This is a genomic window from Roseibium aggregatum (genome assembly GCF_014692675.1).
Classification (GTDB): Bacteria; Pseudomonadota; Alphaproteobacteria; order Rhizobiales; family Stappiaceae; genus Roseibium; species Roseibium aggregatum_C.
The window spans coordinates 80,216-100,408 of sequence record NZ_JABFCZ010000005.1 but is presented as its reverse complement, the minus strand read 5'-3'; the positions used below and the strand labels follow the sequence as shown (position 1 = coordinate 100,408).

The following is a 20,193-nucleotide window of genomic DNA, read 5'->3' as shown; positions in this document are numbered from 1 at the left end:
ATGGCAGAACATGAGGTGTCACGGCCAAAGGGCGCCTACGACCACCGCCTGAAACGCCTGCGCGACCACGGCATGAAGCCGGAATACCGGGCGGACGAGATCGAAGCGCATAAAAACCGGATCGTGGAATGCGGCTGGGGCCGGCTGATTTTCGGCAACACCTTTTCCGACCCCGACGACCTGATTTCGGTCCTGCGCGACGAACAGCCCGACCGGCGCGATATCGCGTTCTACGTCCGCGATCCGCATGTTCTTGTGGGCTCGGCGCCGCAGGAACTGTTCCTGGATCCGTCGCACACCTATCGTCTGGACCTCGCGACCTACCGGCCCGCACGAAACCGGCGCAAGGGCTTTACGGTTCGCAGGCTTGCGTCGCGCCGGGATGCCGAGGCCATCAACGTGCTTTACGGCAGCCGGAACATGGTCCCGGTGCCACTTGATTTCTTCTGGAACCAGATGGACCAGAGGGAAATGACCGTCCTCGTGGCGGAAGAAGACGAAACCGGCGAGATCGTCGGCACGGCCATGGGCATCAACCACGACGTGGCAACCAACGGAGCGGACAAGGGGGCTTCACTGTGGTGCCTGGCCGTTTCGCCGAAGGCCCGGTTTCCGGGCATCGGCGAAGCGCTGGTCCGCCGGCTGGCCGAGCAGTTCAAGGGTCGGGGCATCCCCTACATGGACCTGTCGGTGATGCACGACAACACCCAGGCCATCGCCCTTTACGAGAAGCTGGGTTTCAAGCGGGTCCCTTTCTTCACGGTAAAGATGAAGAACCCGATCAACGAGGCCCTCTATGCCGGCCCGACGGTGGAAGAAAAGCTCAATCCTTATGCGACCATCATCCTGAACGAGGCCAGACGGCGCGGGATCCGGGCCGAAATCCTGGATGCCGAAGGCGGCTTTTTCCGTCTCTCCTATGGCGGCCGCTCCGTCCGCTGCCGGGAATCCCTGACCGACTTCACCAGCGGCGTCGCCATGTCGATCTGCGATGACAAGTCGGTGACCCAGAGGGTCGTCTCCAGGGCCGGACTGACCATTCCGAGACAAATACTTGCGGGCGACGCCGAAGAAACCGAGGCGTTTCTCGAAACCCACGGTTCGGTGGTTGTCAAACCGGCGAGAGGCGAACAGGGAAAGGGCATTTCCATCGGCCTGACCGAACTCGATGAGGTACAGGCTGCGGTCGAAGCCGCCAGGACATTCTCCAATGACGTCCTGATCGAGGAATGCGTCACCGGGGACGACCTGCGTCTGGTCGTGATCGATTACAAGGTGGTCGCTGCCGCTATCCGCAGGCCTGCCGAGATCATGGGAGACGGCAGAAACAGCGTCGGCGATCTGATTGAAGCGCAATCGCGCCGCCGGGCGGCGGCAACCGGCGGCGAATCCCGCATTCCCGTTGACGAAGAGACGATGCGCTGTCTCAAGAGCGCGGGCTACGATCTGAACAGCGTTCTGCCAGAGGGCAAGTCGGTTCAGGTCCGCAAGACGGCAAACCTGCACACCGGCGGTACGATCCACGACGTGACCGGCGAGACCAATTACACACTGATCGATGCGGCTATCCGTGCTGCTCGAGCTATCGAAATACCTGTGACCGGAATTGATCTGATGGTGCCATCGCACCGCGGACCGGATTACTGGTTTATTGAAGCCAACGAACGTCCTGGCCTCGCCAATCACGAACCGCAGCCGACGGCGGAACGTTTCGTCGACTTCCTCTTTCCTCTGTCCATGCCGCAATCCGTGCGGAATGCATTGAACCGGACTGGCTTATGACCCTGCTTTCAATCGACGTCCCCTATCTCAGCAATATCCTGGAAGACCTCCTCAAGATTCCGAGCCCGACCGGCTACACGGATGAAATCGTCCGGCATGTCTGCAATGAACTGGAGCGGCTCGGCGTTTTTTACGAGCTGACCCGGCGTGGTGCGATCCGCGCGCGTCTGGAAGGAAAAGACGAAAAACCGGCGCGGGCATTCGTCTCTCACCTCGACACGCTGGGCGCGCAAGTCAAATCCTTGAAAGACAACGGACGTCTCGAAGTCGTCCCGATCGGCAGCTGGTCCGCCCGCTTCGCCGAAGGCGCGCGCACGACGATCTTTACCGACAGCGGCGCCTATACCGGTACGATCCTGCCCCTCAAGGCGTCGGGGCATACCTTTAACACCGGGGTCGACGAATTGCCGATCGGATGGGATTACGTCGAATTGCGCGTCGATGCCTATGCCCGCACAAACGACGACCTGAAAAAGCTGGGGGTCGACGTCGGCGATATCGTTTCGATCGATCCCCAGTCGGAATTCCTCGACAACGGCTTTATCGTTTCACGCCATCTGGACAACAAGGCGGGTGTCGCCGTGATGCTCGCCGCCCTGAAGGCGTTTATCGATTCCGGTGTGACGCCGACGGTAGATATCTACTGGCTCTTCACGATTGCGGAAGAAACCGGCCATGGCGCGTCGGCTATCCTGCCGCTGGAAGTCGCCTCCCTGGTCGCAATCGACAACGGCACGTCCGCGCCGGGCCAGAATTCCGACGAATTCGGCGTCACCATAGCCATGGGGGACCAGACCGGTCCCTTCGACTATCATCTCACCCGCAAGATCGCCCAATTGTGCCAGGACAACGCGATCAAGTATCAGAAGGACGTGTTCCGGTATTACCGCTCCGATGCGGCTTCGGCCGTCGAAGCCGGTGCGGACGTGCGGACAGCGTTGATCACCTTCGGCATCGATGCCAGCCATGGTTATGAACGCATCCACATGCATGCCTTGCGGTCGCTTGCCGAACTGGCGACCGTCTATGCCACCAGCACGGTCGAGATCACCCGGGATGCCAGCGACTTTTCGGACCTCGAGGGCTTTACCTCGCAGCCGACGGAAGATGCGGAGCAGGTCCTCACCCCGGATACCAGCAAACCGCAATCCGAACCCCAACACGGGCCGGCTGAATAAACCTGCGAGCGGGCCGTGGTTCCCTGCCGCGTCGCAGCCCGTAGTGCTGCGGCGGGCGAATTCCGATGGTTTAGCTGATACAGAGTGCTGGCATGACACCGGCCAACCGGTGTGCCGGAGGAGAAATTGAAGCAGGAAGACACCGACAACTCCGGTTCGCCAGCGGGCCAGCTTATCTCGGACATAGGCTCCGCCCGAACCCCGCACCACCCGAAAAAGCGGCGCATGTTCGATGCGGGTTTTCTCACGATATCCGCGATCATGTTCCTGGCCGCCGGTATCGTCTACTACAGGCGCGGCGCGCAACATGTCTTCGATATCCTTGCCAAGGACAGCGTTCTGGCCGTCAATATCGCGCCCAAGGTTCTGGCCGCTGTTCTGTTGGCAGCCTGGCTGCGCCGTCTCCTGCCCAAGGAGGTCATTGCCCGACATTTCGGCCACCAATCCGGCATCCGCGGCATGTTTCTGGCCGTCCTGGCGGGTGTGATCCTGCCCGGCGGGCCGATGACCGCGTTTCCCCTGGCCATCGCCTTTTCGCAAGGGGGAGCCGCCCTGTCGGTAATTGTCGCCTTTTTGACCAGCTGGCTGCTGCTCAGCGCCAACCGGACGATCGTCTGGGAAATGGCGTTCATCGACACGCATCTGGTGGGCTGGCGCCTGCTCCTTTGCCTGCCAATTCCCTTTCTGCTCGGCTTTGCCGCGCAGTATTTCTATCGCGGCAAGGTGCTTATATCGGAGGCCAACCACTGATGGCCCTCGTGTTCTTCACGATATTCCTGTGGACCGCGACCGTCGCCATGGGCGTGCTTGCCTGGCGCAAGGATGACGGCACCTTCGTGGCCGGCTTCAGGGACGCGGCCCGCGAAAGTCTTTTTATCGCACCAAGGGTCTGCGTCGGAATCTTCGGTTCCGGATTCATCGCCGAGCTTCTGCCCAAGGAAACAGTCAGTTCCCTGCTCGGTTCGGGATCCGGCAGCCTCGGCATTCTGATCGCGTCCATCGCCGGTGCTTTTGTCCCGGGCGGACCGGTGGTTGCCTTTGCAATCGGCGCGGCCGCCCTGAAGGCCGGCGCCGGCTCCCCGCAAATCATGGGCTTCGTAGTCTCGTGGCTGCTGTTTTCCTTCAACAGGACGCTCATCTGGGAATTGCCGGTCATGCGCGCGCGCTTTACCGGTGCACGGATCCTGCTGTCGGCTCCCATTCCGCTGATCGTCGGCCACCTGACCATGCTCTCAGCCGGTTGAGGCAGCGAGCTCCGTTCGTGGCCCCTGCCGACCGCAATCAGGACCTGGGCGGGTGCGCCCGGCGAATGACCGGGGACACGACCCGGTCAGATACGGCAATATCGAAGACCGCGGCACCGCCGGTCTTCGCGAACCGGTCGATCAGATCCGGCAGGCTGCCGAGATCCGTGACCGTTTCGCCGCCCAGACCGAAACCACGGGCAATCGCGGCAAGGTCGGTCCGGCCGAAGACGGCACCTTCTTCGGGAAGTCCCTCCGCGCGCAGTTTATGGATTTCCGATCCGTAGGCGCCGTCATTCAGCACCACAATCAGGATGTTCAACCCGTGACGCTTGATGGTTTCAAGCTCCTGGACATGCATCAAAAGGCTGCCGTCGCCATCGAAGAGGACAACGGTCTTGTCGGGCCTGGCCGCGGCGACGCCCATGGCGAAGGACGTACCGTTGCCGATGGCGCCGAATTCGCGGATGGTCAGGAACTGCGACTGAGGCCTGGAACGCATGTGGGCGAAATAATAGGAACAGTGCCCGGAGGAATTCACCATTTCCCAGTCGGCGGGAAGCGCCTCCTCGAGAGCGGCCACCACATCCCTGGGATCAAACACGCCGGGCTCGATGTCGAAGGACATGCTGTCCGCCGGCAGCGTCCGGATCCTTTCAGCCAGATCGTCGCTCCGCCAGGAGGGAGCTCGCCTTGTCAAAGCAGCCGTAAGCTCTTCGACGCCAAGCCGTGCATCCGCCCGCATGTGGGCATCGGCAGCGATACGGCCCTGGTTGACGGATACCGGATCCAGATCGAGCTGCAGCACCTTTGCGTTTGGAAACAATTTGCCGCCAGCCGCATTGTGGAAGGTCAGCGAACACCCGACGGCAATGACGAGATCCGCCTCGCCGAAACACTCAAACGCGATTTCGGAGGAAAACCCGCCGGCAACACCCAGTGAAAACGGATCGTCATGAAACAATCCGCGCGCCGGGAGCGTCTCAGCCAGCAGACCGTCGCAGGTTTCCGCAAGCTTTCTGCACGCCGCCCCTGCCCCTGCCTCGACTGCACCGAGCCCGGCCATGACGATCACCTTGCCGGCCTCCCCGATCATCTGTCCTGCCCGGGCAACATCATCCGGATGCGGAGGGACCGGGGACAGTTTCGGCACAAGGGTCCTGGACGGCGACGGCAAGGCTTCACTGCCCGTCCAGGCGAGATCCTGAAGATCGAACGGCACACCGACCACCACGGGACGTCGCTCGCGGCGGGCCTGCAGGAAGGCGTCGCGGATGGCGGTGGGCATGCGGGCCGGGAGATGGAGGCTGTGATAGGCCGCACCCGTTGCGGTGACAAAAGGCGCCTGATCGATGCCCTGATTGTACCAGCCGGACTTCAGCGGCGCTTCGCCGGCAAAGATCACGAGCGGCAGCCGGGCCCGGACCGCGGCGGGCAAGGCGGTCATCAACTGGGTCAATCCGGGGCCGCAGGTGACCGTGGTCACACCAATATCCCCCGTCTTGCGCGCAAAGGCCATTGCGGCGGCAACGGCGCAATGCTCGTGGCGGACATAAATCATCCGGCAGCCCTGTTCGCCAAGCCGGGATGCAAAGTTCATGTTCGCATCGCCAAGAAGGGAGAAACAGGTCCTGACATCTTCCTGAACGAAAGACCGGGCCAGAATGTCATAGACACGCAAAACGTCGTGGCCGGCGTCACTCACGGATCAGGTCCTCCTATCGGCCAGGCGCATATATGGCTGCAGGCACCATGACCTCACCACGGGCAATCAGGCGCGCGGTCCGGATGACACCGGCCGAGATGAACTGAAAGTCGTTTCCGTCCCGCTTGAAGGTCACCGTCACCTCCATCACCCCCATGGGATGTTCGATCCGCACGACAGCCGGCGAGGCTCCGATCGGCTCCACAAGACCTTCGGCGACCGTTCCCGGCGTAAGCGCGCAGGCGGCCAGACACTGGGATCCGGTGACCGCCAGGGTCGGATGGGTGTTCCACGGCATGAAGTAGCGCGCGCAGAAATGTCCTCCCTCCCGGGCCCTGGACAGGAGACCGATTTTCGGGGTCACCGATTTCGCGACGTCGCCCAGCCCCATGCGGCGTCCGGCTTCCAGCCGGATCGTTTCCATGCGCGCAAACAGGTCCGTGTTCGCGTCCAATTCGTCCTGGGTTTCATAGCCTGTCAGGCCGAAGTCGGAGGCCCTAGCGATCATCATCGGCATTGCAACATCGATGCAGGTGACTTCAATACCATCGATAACATCTCGAACATTGCCTGTCGGCAGCATCGTTCCGCATTTGGAACCGATGACGTCCAGGAAGTTCAGGCCGACGGGCGCGGCCGTCCCTGGGACGCCATCGATGGCGACATCGCCGTCATAGTTCACTTTGCCGCCGGGCGTCTGGACGATGGCTTCGACCAGGGCTCCGGTGTTCACCGCCCGGATCCTGACCGGCGTTTCGTCTCCCGTCGGCTTGACCAGCCCCATTTCGATGGCGGCAGGACCGACGCCGACGAGGATGTTACCGCAGGTCGGACCGTAGTCGACGAGCCGTTCCTCGACCGAAACCTGGGCAAAGAAATACTCCACATCGGCTTCCGGCTCCTTTGAGGGGCTGAGCATTGCAACCTTGGTCGTCACGGCATTGCCGCCGCCCAGACCATCGATATTGCGTGGGTTGCCGGCCCCGACGACGGAGATCAGCACTTCGGACAGGGTGGCCTCGTCCGCCGGCAGATCGGAGCGCAGGAAGTAGGGTCCGCGCGATGTGCCGCCGCGCAGAAAGTGAAAGGGAATTGCAGTCTGGGTCATGATTGGCTCATGTCTTTTTGTTTCGGGTCATGTGAGGGGCCACGGAAGCTTGAAGAATTCCTGCAGCAGTCCGGCGGGAAAATCGCGCCCGAGGATGCCGCCAAGGAAGCAGATGAAGCCGATGCCGCACACGCTGAAAATGATCGTCTTCAGCCAGGAAACCCGGGCTCTGATGCGGAAGAACGCGAGGAAGAAGATCGACAGGGCGAGAATGAAGCCCAGAAGCGATGACAGCAGCAGCAGGAACGCAAACCATGCCAGGGTCGTCCACAATCCGTGCGGAGCGGCATCGTCGCCTTTGACCCGTTCGATATCGGCAAAGATGCCGTCCGTTTCGGGCAACAGCATCATCCTTGCGATGAGCACGAAACATCCCAGCAGCGTGACTGTACCGACGGTGAGCGGGAAGATCTTGTCGCTCATGAGGTCGATGCTCCAGGCATTGTACCAGGCAACGATCAGATAGGCGGTGATGCACAGCAGGAAGATGAACGGCGCGCGCTTGGAGCCGGCCGCCCATTCCGCGGAGCCCATGATGTGTTTCGCCTGGCGGATGCCGGCAACCACGGACACGATCGTCAGCGCAAGAATGACCAGCACGATCGGCGATGCGATATATTCCAGTCCGACGGTAAAGCCCTGATGGAATTTCGCACCGGCGACCTGGTTGGCCATATTGGTGAAGTTCTCCGCCTGACGGGACAGAACGAAACCGATCAGGAACGCCGGCCGCGGCCAGTCGAAGCGGCGCAGGAAAATGCCGAGGACACCGACGGCCATCAAGGTCGCCAGGTCGCCGAGAGACTGCCGGGACTGGAAGGCCGCGAACGCGATCACCATGAACAGGAACGGCGCAAGAAGCGTGAAGCGAATGGTGGTCAGCTTGGCGATCTGTCCGGAAAGTGCGATGCAGAGACCGGCGCCGAGCACATTGGCAAGGGCCAGCGACCAGACGATCGTGTAGGTCAGATCGAGTTCATAACGCACCATCTGCGGACCGGCGTCATAACCGAGCAGCGCGAGGCCGCCGATGAAGACAGCCATGCTGCCGGAACCGGGGATGCCGAAGATAAGGGTCGGCACGAGACCGCCCCCCTCCTTGGCATTGTTGGAGGATTCCGGCCCGATGACGCCGCGAATGTCGCCCTTGCCGAATTGGGATTTGTCGCGGGAGGTCTGGACGGTAAAGCCGTAGGCGATCCAGTCGACCACCGACCCGCCGAGACCCGGGATAACACCGACGATAACGCCGATCGTGGCGCTGCGGATGGACAGCCAGATATTCTGCCACCAGTCCCGGATGCCGTGCATCCAGCCCTTGCCGAGACTGCCGGTATCCGAAATTGCCTGGTCCTGCCGCAGCAACGCAACGATTTCCGGCACGGCGAAGATGCCGAGACCGACGATGACGAGGGACAGGCCGTCGGTCAGATAGGGAATGTCATAGGTCGACATGCGCAACGACCCGCCGGCTCCCGCCTCGCCGATCGTTCCGATCATCAGACCCAGGCCCGCCGCAACCACACCCTTGAGCGCAATGCGACCGGCCAGAATGGCCACCATGGAAAGGCCCAAAAGCGTGATCATGAGCATTTCGGGCAGACCGAAAGCGAGGATCAACGGGCGTGCGATCAGGATGAACAGGGTCAGGACGCAGGCGCCGAACAACCCGCCGAAGAGCGAGGAGATGAACGCTGCCGACAGGGCACGTGCCGCCTCGCCTTTCTTGGCCAGCGGAAAGCCGTCGAGCACGGTTGCCTGGCTCGCCGTCGAGCCGGGGATGCCGAGAAGCACGGAGGCGAACGTGTCCGACGTCGGCACCACGGCCACAAGACCGACCATGAGCGCCAGCCCCGAAACAGGATCCATGCCGAACATGAACGGCAGGACCAGACTCAGGCCGGCAATGCCGCCAAGGCCTGGAAACACGCCGACGGAAAGCCCCAACAAAACGCCCATTGCAAGGAACAAAAGGTGGTGGGGCTGCAAAATGAGGGAAAATGCCTCGCCGAGCGCAGGCAAGGCTGTGCCTATCAGGTCCATGGGAAGCCTGCTTATTGTGTGCGCATGGGTAAAAGAATAAGCCGGCCCCGCGGTTGACGCGGAACCGGCGGACTTGGTCCTACTTCAGCTTCACGCCGTAGTCGTCTTCAAGCCACCTCACGACATAAGCCTTGGCGGAATCGGGCACTTCGGTTGCGAGCCCCTTCGCCTTTTTCGCGGCCTTGCCGGTCATCTGCGGGTAGTCGCCCAGTGTCGTTTCCGCCAGTTTCTTAAAGTCCGGGCGGGCAATGATGTCGTTGAACGCCTTGGTGTAGGTATCGACGACGTCCTGAGGGGCCGCCTTCGGCAGGAAGACCATCTTCTGGGCCGGGAAGCCGGCAATGAAGAAGGCTTTCCAGGCTTCCCAGGCATCTCCGCTGGTCTCGCAGCCGGCCGTTGCTTCGCAGACTTCCTTGAAGGTCAGAATGTCGGGGAAGGTCGGATCGCGGACGATGTTACCATCGTCGTCGAGGGCGCCCCAGGTCATCATCGGAACCGCACGGCCCGCTTCGACCATCGGCACGACGCTTTTCAGGTAAGCCGGAGATGTCTGGTAATCGATGTTGGCTTCGCCACGCTCGAACATCAGGCGACCGTCGCCGCGACCCTTGATGCCGAACACCGGCTCGACCTTCATGCCGAGCATCTTCCAGGCCAGGTTCGGAACGAGGTCGAGGCGGGTTGCGCCCTGGCTGCCCCAGATGAAGTCGATGTCCTTCAGGTCATCGGCGTCACCGTCGAACTTCTTGGCAATGTCCGGCGGCAGATAGGCAACGCCGCCGACGCCGGAGGCAAGAACCACCTGCCAGTCCTTGTATTCGTACTTCACGCGCGGATCGCCGAGCAGATACGGGAACTGGGTGGACCCGGAAGAGCCGAAGATCAGCGTGCCGTCAGCGGTATCCTGATCCTGGAACCAGTTCGCGCCCTTGGTGGAACCGGCCCCCGGACGATAGCGAACGACCACGGTCGGATTGCCCGGAAGCGCCTCGCTCAGAAGCGGCGCAAAGAAGTTTGCCCAACGGGCAGACCCGCCGGATTCGGAAAACGGAATGACGAATTCGACGGTTTTGCCGGCCAGATCCACTTCAGCCTGGGCAGATGTATTCAGCGCCAATGCGGCGACACCAGCCAGCAGACCAGCGGACACACTTCGGGCGATTTTGGTAAATACAGGCATTATTTCCTCCCGAATGCCTTTGAAATTCTGATTTCGATGGCGATGTTTTCGCCCATCGCATTTATTGCATCAGGTTTTTCAATCCTGTTGCGATCATGTCTCTAACAGTCCAAGCTTTCAGCAAGCTTTCAACACACGACAGAAAATGATGCGGATCGTCATAATCGAAGACAACAAGACGCTTGCGCGCGGGCTGAGCCACCGCCTGAAGGATATCGGCCATGCGGTGGATCTCCTGCATGACGGATCGGATGGAGATTCCTTTCTTGCAGATGAGGGCGCCGATCTGGTGATTCTCGACATCAACCTTCCCGGCAAGGACGGGTTGGAAGTCCTGAAGAACCTGCGCGGCCGAGGCGACAATACTCCGGTCCTTCTTCTGACGGCCCGCGGCGAAACCAAGGACCGCGTGACCGGTCTTGATCTCGGTGCGGACGATTATCTCGTCAAACCGTTCGAGGCGGAGGAACTGGAAGCTCGGGTGCGCGCCCTCGCCCGCCGCCGCAATACAGATGGCGGCGCGCCGATCAAGGTCGGCAAACTCCAGTTCGATCGCGGCGCCCGACGGCTTTTCCGCGATGGCGCGGCCATGGAGTTGCCGAGGCGCGAACTGGCCGTCCTGGAGTGCCTGATCGACCGGCGCGGCCAACTGGTGCCAAAGCGCACCCTCGCCGACCACGTTTACGGGCTTGGTACGGAAATCGAGGAGAAAGTCATCGAAATCTACATTTCCCGCCTGCGAAAGCGGCTGGAAGGTCACGGGCTGAAGATCCGCACCGCCCGCGGTCTGGGATATTATTTCGAAGAAGAAGAATGATCACCCAGGCGACGTCCCTCCGGATCCGGCTGATGGTTCTCATCCTCGTGCCGCTGATCATCATTTCCCTGATTGCGGGCTACTGGCGCTTCAAGGCAGCCCGGGCAACGTCGGAAGCCCTGTTCGACCGGACCCTCGTTGCCGTCACCATGGCGATTTCCCGCGACGTGGTCATCAAGGAAGGCGACGCCCTGTCGGAAACAACGCTGGACCTTTTGCGGGATTCCAGTGGCGGCGGAAAGCTGTTTTACCATGTGACTGGACCCGATGGCGTCTTCGTGACCGGCTACGCCTATCCGCCCGCGGCGCCAAAGGACATTCGCGACAAGGCGGATTTTCCGGTGCTTTTTGAAGGTACCTACCGGCACGAAGGCGTTCGCGTCGCCCGACTGACGGAGTACCTGAACGTCGGTGGCGTATCCGGTTTTGCAACCGTGACGGTCTGGCAGAACAAGGCGGCGCGCGAGGCCTTTGCGCGAAACCTGGCGGTGCGGGCCGCTCTCCTGATGGGCTCCCTGATCCTGACGGTGGCCGGGGTCGTCTGGTTCGGGATCAATCTCGGACTGAAACCCTTGCTGGAACTGCAGGATGCGATCGCCATCCGATCACCGAAGGACATGAGCATCATTCGCCGGCCTGTTCCACCGGAGGTGTCGGGCGTCGTGCAGACGCTCAACAACCTCTTCGGGGAAGTGTCAAAGGCCATTGCCTCCCGAGACGTGTTCATCTCGAACGCCGCCCATCAGATGCGCAATCCGATCGCCTCCATCCTGACAATGGCAACGGCCGCGCGGGATGCGAAAACCGACACGGACCGGCGGGAAAGAACGACAGAGGTGGTCGAGGCCGCCCGCCATGCCAGCCGGCTGACCCAGCAGCTTCTGTCCTATGAACGGGCCAGGGATCCGGCCGGTCCCAGAAACTTTGAGGAAATCGCCGCCGCCGATCTCGCCCGGGAGGTGTGCACCCGGAATGCCAAGGCGATATTCGACCGCGATGCCGAACTCGTGTTTGATGACCAGTCCGGTGGCGCCATGATCCTGGCGGATCCGCTCATGCTGTCCGAAGCGCTGCAAAATCTGATCGACAATGCCTTGACCCATTCCGGTCCCGGGCTGACGACCGTCGAGGTCCAGGTCGAGGCCGACAAGGAAACCGTTTCGTTTCTGGTGAGGAATGACGGCAACAGTCTCGATACTGAGAACCTGTCCGTTGCATTCGAACGGTTCGGCCAGCTCAGCGGCGGCGAAGGCAGCGGTCTGGGATTGCCGATCGTGCGGGAAATCATGGGCCAGCACGGCGGTACCGTCGAACCTGTTCCCGTGGAGACAGGGACCTGCTTCAAGCTGACCCTGAAAAGAGACGTACCTACCCAAAAAGATTGAGGGCGGGGTGTCCCGCCCTCCTCGAAGCCGTCAGGTCCGCTTCCCCCTGTTCAAGGGATGACGGCGTCCGTATCTCGTTCAGGAAAAGAGACCGGGTCTTCTCAGCCCAATACCTTTGCCAGAAAGGCCTCCGTCCGCTGGTGGGCCAGTTCTGCCGCATCCGCGACGTAGGTCGCCCGGGCATCGTTCGCAAAGGCATGGCCGGCTTCGTACATGTACATTTCGAAGTCCGGCAGATAGGCTTTGACTTCTTCCAGAAGGTCGGCGGGCGTGTGGTCGTCCGTGGTGCCGAAATGGCCCTGCATTGGCGCCTTCAGGGGGCAATCCAGATATTGTTTCAAACGGGTGCCGTAAAAGGAAATCCCACCGGCGATATCCAGCTTCTGGGCCGCACGCAGAGCAAGGCCACCGCCCCAGCAAAAGCCCATGACGGCGACCTTTCCGCCGTTTTCCTTCAAAGCGTCCACGGCAGCCGCCGCATCGGCGATACAGTCGGCCATATCGATTGAAAGCATCAGGTCCCGGCCGCGTGTCGCCTGATCGAAGGGGATCACGGCCCCCTTTTCCTTCCGGTCGAACAGGGCCGGAATCGCGACCTCATAGCCGAGCTTTGCATAGCGCGCCGCAACGCCTTTCAACTGATCGGTCACGCCGAAAATTTCCTGGAGAATAACGAGACCTCCGCGGCATGTCCCCTGTGCCGGTTCAAACCAGCAATCGAACGAATGTCCGTCGGCTGCAGTCAGTTGCCTCATCATTTCAAATCACTCCAGATTGCGAGAGTTCAAGTTATGAATGGGCGCCGCCCGTTCGGGCGGCGCCGCAAAATATCAGTTACCGACCTTGACGCCGGCTTCCTCGAAATAGCGAATGGCGCCCGGATGGTAGGGAACCATGTTGGCCGGCGCCATCGTCTGCAGGTCTGCCCTGGCGAACGCACCGAACGACGCCTTCAGGGCGTCCTTGTGTTCGGCAATTGCCTTGGTCATCTTGTAGACGAGATCATCACTGACGTCGGCATTGGTCAGCATCATCCACGGGATCCGCATGATGTTGGCGCCGCTGTCCTGAAGACCGTTGATCTTCTCGTTCTGCTTCAGCGAGACAATATCCCCGGCCGGCAGATACTTCTTGAAGGCGGCAATACCGGCTTCCGAATTATCCTGCGAGATATAGCATAGGCCGCCACGGGACTTCAGCTTGACCGCTGCCTGCTGTCCGGCACCGGAATTCAGGCTGACGAGCGCGATATCCACCAGGCCGTCGCCGAGCGCGTTGATGCCGGCCACGAAGCTGGCGACCGGAACCTTCTTGAAGTCGTCGTAGGTCAGACCGGCATTGGCAAGACCGCCGGCGATGTAGAACGGAATGATGGTGGAAGACGTGTATTCCGATGCGATCCGCAGGTCGGAAGCCTTCGCCTTCACATCGGCAATGGTCTTAAGACCGAGATCGCAGGGCGCCATCAAGCCGGTGGTGAGCGGAAACATGACCCCCACCAGACGCATATTGGGGTTTTTGCGGTCGTAGTTGCCGGTTCCCGAAAACGCGTATTCGGCTTCAACGCCATTGGAAAAGCCGAAGTCGACTTCGCCGGAATTGATCAGAGGCAGATAGCCGACAAGCGGCTGGGTTCGTGCCGTGATCCCGGCATCATTGGCGACCTTCGCAACCGCCTGGCCGGAGTTATAGGCCAAGGACCCTTGCGCGCCCGTCGCGATCGTGACCACCTGGGCGTAGGCGCTCGCTGCAGACAAGGCGGATGCCAGCAGGCCGGCTCCCACAATCTTCATACAGGTTTTCATTTATTCCTCCCTTGGGTTGGTTTCGTGATTTCCTCGGTTTCAGGCCGCTGCTTGCCGGCCTTTTCGTTTGTCGGAGATGAGAAGTCCTGCCGTCAGGACGACGGCGCCGGCCGCTGCGGGAATGTGCAGGAAGTGGTCCTGGGGAATGAAGCCCAACGGCAGCGACAAAGCGCCGAGCGCACCGAGCAGAAGCCGGACAGGCATTGTGAGCTTCGACTGTATGAAGCCGACCATTCCGGCACAGATTGCGGCCACTCCGATGCCGGCCAGGGCCGTCGCCAAGGCCACTTCGCCCCAGGTTCCGTTAAATAGCAGGGCCGGCGTGGCGACGAAAACAAACGGAATGATATAGGCCGCCCATCCGATCCGCATGGCAGTCAATCCGGTCATCAGCGGACCTTCCTTGGTTATTGTCGCAGCCGCAAAGGCGGCGAGCGCAACCGGAGGCGTGATCATCGACATCATGCCGAAGTAGAGGATGAACATGTGGGCCGCGATCGGTTCGATGCCCGCTTCCACCAGCGACGGCGCCACCAGGGCTGCAAGCAGCAGGTAAACGCCCGAAGTAGGCATCCCCATGCCCAGGACCGTGCAGATCAGGCCGGAAACCAGCAACAACAGCGTGACATTCGCCCCGATCGAGTTGACCAGAAGAAGTGTCAGGGCAAAGCCTAGCCCGGTGATGTTCAAGATCCCGATGACGAAGCCGGCGGAAGCCACCACCAGGATCAGATCGACCATGGATGTCCCAGTCTCCGTAAAGACGTTTCCGAGGCTCTTGAGGGTCAGCCGTTCGCCCCGGTATCCGCGCAGGAAGCCGACCAGAACGATCGCGATGGATGCCAGGAGAGCCGAATCCTCCGGATCGAACCGCCACCAGAACAAGGCGCCGAGCAATACGCCGAAAGGCAGACAGAAATGCCAGCCTTCGCGCATCACCTCCTTGACCGACAAGGCCTCTTCGTCGCTTTGGCTGATGTGGTCGCGCCCGGCGATCAGATCCACCTGAATGAAAACGCTGACGTAATAGAGGATCGCCGGAATGAGCGCTGCCGCGGCAACCGTCAGATAGGATATGTCCAGCAGTTCGGCCATGAGGAAGGCGGCGGCCCCCATGATCGGCGGGGTGAGCTGGCCGCCGGTCGAGGCGACGGCCTCAATGGCGCCTGCATCCCGGCCGGAATATCCGCCGCGCTTCATCAGCGGGATCGTGACGACCCCGGTGGTCACCACGTTGGAGACCGCACTGCCGGAAATCGAACCGAAGAGTGCTGAGCCAACGACGGAAATCTTGGCGCTGCCGCCGCGTGCGCGGCCGGTGGCGGCCATGGCAAGATCGGTAAAGAACGTGCCTCCGCCGGCGGCGAAGAGCAACTGGCCGAAGAAAACGAACAGAAGAACGATGATCGTGCCGACGGCCAAAGGCGTCGAGAACACCGCACTTGGATCAAAGCCGACATACTGGACGAGCCGGACGGGCGTCAGGGCCTTGCCGATCAGATCGCCGGGAACCTTGTCGGCGAACAGCGCGTAGATCAGAAACACGCCGACGATGCCGAACAGCATCCACCCTGCCCTGCGGCGCACGCCCTCCATCACCGCTATTGTCACCACCGCACCGATAACGGTGATCTGCCACGGCCGGTAGGCCTGTTCTTTCAGGAGCCAGCTGAAATCGTAAGCGGCGTACATCAGCACGGCGAAGGCAATGAGTGCGATTGCACAATCCAGCCAGCCGACGCGGTCCTTGGTTTCGCCCCGGCCGTTGTAACGCAGATAGGCGATCGTCAGGGCAAGCCCCAGCTGGAATGCCATATACTGCTGCTTCAGGATCGCGAAGCCGAGGCGGGTCGGGGCTTCGATGTTCCAGAGAATGCAGGCGACACACATGAGCGTGGCGAAAAAAGCAATCAGCCAGTCCCTGTAGGGCCGGGATTTCGACGCTTCGTTCATCGTCCGGCCTCGCCCCAGACACCGGTATTTTCTATTCTTTTTTCGCAAAGTTCAGACATTTGCGCATTGTTTTCCAATGCGGCGTCTTCCACGGCCATGCCGCTACCCTCCCCGGATATTCCTATAACGCAACAAGGTTCCTCGAGGGCATCTAACACCCCCGATTTCTCAAATGCACATAAGAAATTCCTATTAGGGATAAACAAAAAGACAATAGACCCCTGCCTGCCGGCAGTCTGGCGGCAGCTTCCGATCATCCTATCAGATCATGATATTTGGCCAATTTCTGCGGATTACAGTTCCGTCAGTCACTTTAACTCACGCAAGCCGCAGCAATGCCAACGGTATTTATTCAATCAATCGCAATAACCGCAAAGAAGGCTTGGCTTTTCAAGCCTTCGGTCCGCCCGTTTTCTCGGCCGCCGCAACCTGCTTCTTCACTTCGATGAAACTGTCGGGCGTAACGGAAATCGTATCGATCCCGCTTTCGACGAGAAAGCGCGCAAACTCCGGATGATCGCTTGGTGCCTGTCCGCACAGACCGACTTTCGCACCCGCTTCGTGGGCCTCCCGAATGACCGTGGAAATCATCCATTTCACTGCCTCGTCCTGTTCGTCGAAGAGTTCGGACAGGCGCTCGGAATCCCGGTCGACGCCCAGGGTCAGCTGGGTCAGATCGTTGGAGCCGATGGAAAAGCCGTCAAACCGATCGGCAAATGATTTTGCCAGGATCACATTGGACGGGATTTCACACATGACATAGACCTGCAGCCCGTTCTCTCCGCGCTTGAGACCGTTTGCGGCCATGACCTCCAGAACGCGGTCTGCTTCCCTGGTCGACCGGCAGAACGGGATCATGACGACCACGTTTGAGAGACCCATGTCATCACGCAGGCGCTTGATTGCCCGGCACTCGAGCGCAAAACCGTCGCGGTAAGCCTCCGAATAATACCGCGAGGCGCCGCGGAAGCCGATCATCGGGTTTTCCTCCTTCGGCTCGAATTCCGCGCCACCGATGAGACCAGCATATTCGTTGGTCTTGAAGTCGCTCATGCGCACGATCACGGGCTTCGGATAAGACGCCGCCGCAATCCGGGACAGTCCGCGTGCCAGGCGGTCGACGAAATACTCCGCCTTGTCCGAATATCCCCTGGTCAGGTCGGCGATGGTCGCCTTCGCGTCTTCGTCGCGAAGCCTGTCAAAGTGCAGCAGAGCCATCGGGTGAACCCGGATGTAATTGCTGATGACGAATTCCATACGCGCCAGCCCGACTCCGTCGGCGGGGATCTGCCACCATCTAAAGGCCGCAGATGGATTGGCGAGGTTCAGCATCACCCCGGTCCGGGTCTGAGGAATGTCACTGAGCGCCAATTCCTCGACCTTGAAGTCCGCCAGGCCTTCATAGACGAAGCCCTCATCTCCTTCCGCGCAGGACAGGGTCACATCCTGTTCCGAATGCAGGACACGCGTCGCGTCACCGGTTCCGACGACCGCCGGCAGTCCGAGTTCGCGGCTGACAATGGCCGCATGGGAGGTCCGTCCGCCGTGATCGGTGATGATACCGGCAGCCCGTTTCATGATCGGCACCCAGTCGGGATCGGTTGTCTGCGTGACCAGAATGCTGCCGTCGACGAACTGATCGATATCCGCGGCGGTGTCGATCAGGCAGACCCGTCCGGCGACCACCGCATCGCCAATGCTCAGCCCCTTGACGAGGACCCTGCCCTTCGATCCGATCTTGTAGGTCCGGAGTGACGACATGTTGCGCTGCGACTGCACCGTTTCCGGCCGCGCCTGGACAATGAACAACTCGCCCGTATCACCGTCCTTGGCCCATTCCATATCCATCGGACAGCCGTAGTGGGCTTCGATCGCCACGGCCCATCTGGCCAGCGTCAGAATATCCTCATCGGCGAGCACAAAGGCTTCCCGTTCCGCCTTGGAGGTCGGTACGTTACGGGTCGGCGTATCGCCATCTCCGTAAATCATTTTCACTTCCTTGGCGCCGCGTTTTTTCTCGACGATCGGAGATAACGCGCTGTCGGCGAGAAGCGGTTTGAAGACAACAAATTCATCCGGATCGACGGCACCCTGGACGACGTTTTCGCCCAGCCCCCAGGCGGCATTGATGACCACCACCTTGTCGAAACCGGTTTCCGTATCGATGGAAAACATGACGCCGGACCCGCCCCGGTCCGAATGCACCATCAGCTGCACGCCGATGGACAGGGCGACTTTCAGGTGGTCGAACCCTTTCACCTGCCGGTATGTGATCGCCCGGTCGGTAAACAGGGATGCATAACAACGCCGGCAGGCGTCGAGCAGAGCATCGGCTCCCGTGATGTTCAGGTATGTTTCCTGCTGGCCCGCAAAACTTGCATCGGGAAGATCCTCCGCGGTCGCGCTGGAGCGGACGGCGACATCGACGCCCTCCCGGCCGGACATTTGGCTCAACTCGGTATAGTAATCCCGGATCGCCTCGGCCAGATCATCCGGCCAGTCCGCGCGCAGAAACGCCTTGCGGATCCGGCTGCCGGTTTCGGCCAGCGTGGCCTTTCCTGAATTCAATTCCTTCAAGGCCTTTTCGATTTCAGGCTTCAGGTCATTCGCATCCACAAACTGCCAGTATGCCGCGGCCGTCGTGGCGAACCCGTCCGGAACCCGGATCCCTTTCGGAACCAGCGTATTGACCATTTCACCCAGAGAGGCATTCTTGCCGCCGACCAGACCGACATCCTTCCTGCCACAGTCCCTGAACCGGACGACCGTTTTTGCCGGACTGCTCATTTCCGTCCCCTCTTGTTCAATTCCGTTTTTTGCAGGTCCATCAGATAGGCCACCACATCTTCCCTTTCGCTGTCGAAAAGGCGGTAAGTCGTCATCGGAAAATGGTCTTCCTTCAGGAATTGCACGAAATAGGCCCGTGTATGACCTGGCCGCAGAACGATCTTCTCATAGGGCGGCGCCATATCAGGATCCGGTTTGTCGGACGCCCGCTGATGGCAGGTGCGGCACCATTGCTCGATCACGGCCTTACCCCGTTCCGCACTTCCACCGGCCTGAACCGGCGCGGTGAATGCAATGCAGGTCAGGGCAATCAGTGCTGCTGTTCCTGACGGGACATTGGATCGCATATCCGCCGCCTGTTCCTTGTGTCGTGATTTCCACATCACCATCACACTAACGAATGGCGTTCAGGAGGCCATTGACCGCTGTCAATGGCGCGGACTGTCAATCCGCTTCCGGCTCGCTCGGCAGCAGCAACACCGGCGCCTGACGTTCGCCAATCAGTTCAAGCCACTGGGAAAAAAGCTTGTTGTTTCCAGGGTCCCGGGTGGCGATGACAAGGCGCTCCCGTTCCGACGGTTTCTTTGTCGAATGCCTTTTATGCTGCGGGCTGCGCATGTCCTCGACCCCCGCCTGGCCATGGACACGCTCGGCAATCTGCCGGGCAATGTCGATCGACCTGTCTTCCGGCGTCCTTGCCAGCGCCAATATCCGGCCGCCGCCGGACCTTGACCGGCGCGGCAACAACAGCACAGCGGATTTGGACTGGCTTACCGCCTGCAGAAACTGCCGATATGGCTCGCTCGACCTCTCCAATGGGCTGTCCGGCTGGCATAGAACCACGATATCGGAGGCTTTCGCAGCCGCATGAATGGCTTCTCCAACAGCAGATGTCAGGATTTCAAAGCGGCTTCGGACTTTCTTCTGAGCCGCTTCCGTCTCGACCAGATCCTGCGCCCTCCTGGCCGCCGCCTCGATCGATTCCGCAAGGGATCCGATATCCATCGCTTCCACGCGGTTTCCCAGCAAGCGGTACTCGCGCAGGCCGGCGAGGCGTGCAGCCCCCATCAGCTCCGGATCGCGGACGAAGATGCCGTGCAGCTCAAGATCCAGAAGCCCGGCGGCCTCGACAGTCTGGCGAACGATCGCCGTATTGAACGCGGCCTGATGAAATCCGAAAACGAGACGCGAATAGGTGATCATGGC

General features: G+C 60.7%; 16 protein-coding genes. 6 read left to right on the top strand and 10 right to left on the bottom strand.

What is annotated here, in order from left to right; genetic code table 11:
* From ngg to HK439_RS05230, 4 genes are all read left to right on the top strand, one after another.
* On the top strand, positions 1–1,782 hold the full coding sequence (gene ngg / locus HK439_RS05245) for an N-acetylglutaminylglutamine synthetase (RefSeq protein ID WP_190290334.1): 1,782 nt from the start codon (positions 1–3) through the stop codon (positions 1,780–1,782).
* A complete protein-coding gene (locus tag HK439_RS05240) occupies positions 1,779–2,960 on the top strand; it encodes an osmoprotectant NAGGN system M42 family peptidase (RefSeq protein WP_190290333.1) in 1,182 nt (393 codons plus the stop codon). Before ngg ends, HK439_RS05240 begins: the two co-directional genes overlap by 4 nt.
* Positions 2,961–3,086: 126 nt before the next feature.
* Entirely contained in the window at positions 3,087–3,710 is a 624-nt protein-coding gene (locus tag HK439_RS05235; protein ID WP_190290332.1) for a permease, read from the top strand.
* On the top strand, positions 3,710–4,204 hold the full coding sequence (locus tag HK439_RS05230) for a hypothetical protein (RefSeq protein WP_190290331.1): 495 nt from the start codon (positions 3,710–3,712) through the stop codon (positions 4,202–4,204). The genes HK439_RS05235 and HK439_RS05230 overlap by 1 nt, the downstream gene beginning before the upstream one ends.
* 37 nt (positions 4,205–4,241) lie before the next feature.
* Here HK439_RS05230 and HK439_RS05225 read toward each other — a convergent pair whose 3' ends face one another.
* From HK439_RS05225 to HK439_RS05210, 4 genes are all read right to left on the bottom strand, one after another.
* Positions 4,242–5,909, bottom strand: coding sequence for a thiamine pyrophosphate-binding protein (locus HK439_RS05225; protein WP_328804108.1), 1,668 nt, complete (start codon positions 5,907–5,909; stop codon positions 4,242–4,244).
* A gap of 13 nt (positions 5,910–5,922) precedes the next feature.
* A complete protein-coding gene (locus HK439_RS05220) occupies positions 5,923–7,017 on the bottom strand; it encodes a 4-oxalomesaconate tautomerase (protein WP_190290330.1) in 1,095 nt (364 codons plus the stop codon).
* A 27-nt stretch (positions 7,018–7,044) separates the two neighbouring features.
* Entirely contained in the window at positions 7,045–9,060 is a 2,016-nt protein-coding gene (locus HK439_RS05215) for a tripartite tricarboxylate transporter permease (RefSeq protein WP_190290329.1), read from the bottom strand.
* Positions 9,061–9,139: 79 nt separating this feature from the next.
* On the bottom strand, positions 9,140–10,240 hold the full coding sequence (locus HK439_RS05210; protein ID WP_190290328.1) for a tricarboxylate transporter: 1,101 nt from the start codon (positions 10,238–10,240) through the stop codon (positions 9,140–9,142).
* Positions 10,241–10,388: 148 nt separating this feature from the next.
* Between HK439_RS05210 and HK439_RS05205 the strand changes: the two genes are divergently transcribed.
* Together HK439_RS05205 and HK439_RS05200 are read left to right on the top strand one after the other, a co-directional pair.
* Positions 10,389–11,057 (top strand): response regulator transcription factor, encoded by a 669-nt coding sequence (locus HK439_RS05205; RefSeq protein ID WP_190290327.1) that lies wholly within the window; start codon positions 10,389–10,391, stop codon positions 11,055–11,057.
* On the top strand, positions 11,054–12,442 hold the full coding sequence (locus HK439_RS05200; protein ID WP_190290326.1) for a sensor histidine kinase: 1,389 nt from the start codon (positions 11,054–11,056) through the stop codon (positions 12,440–12,442). Before HK439_RS05205 ends, HK439_RS05200 begins: the two co-directional genes overlap by 4 nt.
* A gap of 101 nt (positions 12,443–12,543) precedes the next feature.
* On the opposite strand, the gene HK439_RS05195 is transcribed toward HK439_RS05200, so the two are convergent.
* From HK439_RS05195 to HK439_RS05170, 6 genes are all read right to left on the bottom strand, one after another.
* A complete protein-coding gene (locus HK439_RS05195) occupies positions 12,544–13,197 on the bottom strand; it encodes a dienelactone hydrolase family protein (RefSeq protein ID WP_235987618.1) in 654 nt (217 codons plus the stop codon).
* A 75-nt stretch (positions 13,198–13,272) separates the two neighbouring features.
* Positions 13,273–14,247 (bottom strand): TAXI family TRAP transporter solute-binding subunit, encoded by a 975-nt coding sequence (locus HK439_RS05190; protein WP_190290324.1) that lies wholly within the window; start codon positions 14,245–14,247, stop codon positions 13,273–13,275.
* 39 nt (positions 14,248–14,286) lie between these two features.
* Positions 14,287–16,200: a TRAP transporter permease gene (locus tag HK439_RS05185; protein ID WP_190290323.1), complete on the bottom strand. Its 1,914-nt coding sequence runs from the start codon at positions 16,198–16,200 to the stop codon at positions 14,287–14,289.
* 390 nt (positions 16,201–16,590) lie between these two features.
* Positions 16,591–18,987, bottom strand: coding sequence for a phosphoenolpyruvate synthase (ppsA, locus tag HK439_RS05180; protein ID WP_190290322.1), 2,397 nt, complete (start codon positions 18,985–18,987; stop codon positions 16,591–16,593).
* Positions 18,984–19,334 carry a c-type cytochrome gene (locus HK439_RS05175; protein ID WP_235987616.1) on the bottom strand — a complete coding sequence of 117 codons (351 nt, stop codon included), beginning with the start codon at positions 19,332–19,334 and terminating at the stop codon, positions 18,984–18,986. Before HK439_RS05175 ends, ppsA begins: the two co-directional genes overlap by 4 nt.
* Positions 19,335–19,431: 97 nt before the next feature.
* Positions 19,432–20,190 carry a hypothetical protein gene (locus HK439_RS05170; protein WP_190290321.1) on the bottom strand — a complete coding sequence of 253 codons (759 nt, stop codon included), beginning with the start codon at positions 20,188–20,190 and terminating at the stop codon, positions 19,432–19,434.
* Positions 20,191–20,193 lie beyond the last annotated feature (3 nt).

Excerpts from the sequence above, each read along its gene's own strand:
- HK439_RS05230 (WP_190290331.1), top strand. The coding sequence starts at position 3,710 with ATGGCCCTCGTGTTCTTCACGATATTCCTGTGGACCGCGACCGTCGCC.
- HK439_RS05205 (WP_190290327.1), top strand. The coding sequence starts at position 10,389 with ATGCGGATCGTCATAATCGAAGACAACAAGACGCTTGCGCGCGGGCTG.
- HK439_RS05200 (WP_190290326.1), top strand. The coding sequence starts at position 11,054 with ATGATCACCCAGGCGACGTCCCTCCGGATCCGGCTGATGGTTCTCATC.
- HK439_RS05215 (WP_190290329.1), bottom strand. The coding sequence starts at position 9,060 with ATGGACCTGATAGGCACAGCCTTGCCTGCGCTCGGCGAGGCATTTTCC.
- HK439_RS05240 (WP_190290333.1), top strand. The coding sequence starts at position 1,779 with ATGACCCTGCTTTCAATCGACGTCCCCTATCTCAGCAATATCCTGGAA.
- HK439_RS05185 (WP_190290323.1), bottom strand. The coding sequence starts at position 16,200 with ATGAACGAAGCGTCGAAATCCCGGCCCTACAGGGACTGGCTGATTGCT.
- HK439_RS05175 (WP_235987616.1), bottom strand. The coding sequence starts at position 19,334 with ATGCGATCCAATGTCCCGTCAGGAACAGCAGCACTGATTGCCCTGACC.
- HK439_RS05220 (WP_190290330.1), bottom strand. The coding sequence starts at position 7,017 with ATGACCCAGACTGCAATTCCCTTTCACTTTCTGCGCGGCGGCACATCG.
- HK439_RS05210 (WP_190290328.1), bottom strand. The coding sequence starts at position 10,240 with ATGCCTGTATTTACCAAAATCGCCCGAAGTGTGTCCGCTGGTCTGCTG.
- HK439_RS05195 (WP_235987618.1), bottom strand. The coding sequence starts at position 13,197 with ATGAGGCAACTGACTGCAGCCGACGGACATTCGTTCGATTGCTGGTTT.
- HK439_RS05170 (WP_190290321.1), bottom strand. The coding sequence starts at position 20,190 with ATGATCACCTATTCGCGTCTCGTTTTCGGATTTCATCAGGCCGCGTTC.
- ppsA (WP_190290322.1), bottom strand. The coding sequence starts at position 18,987 with ATGAGCAGTCCGGCAAAAACGGTCGTCCGGTTCAGGGACTGTGGCAGG.
- ngg (WP_190290334.1), top strand. The coding sequence starts at position 1 with ATGGCAGAACATGAGGTGTCACGGCCAAAGGGCGCCTACGACCACCGC.
- HK439_RS05190 (WP_190290324.1), bottom strand. The coding sequence starts at position 14,247 with ATGAAAACCTGTATGAAGATTGTGGGAGCCGGCCTGCTGGCATCCGCC.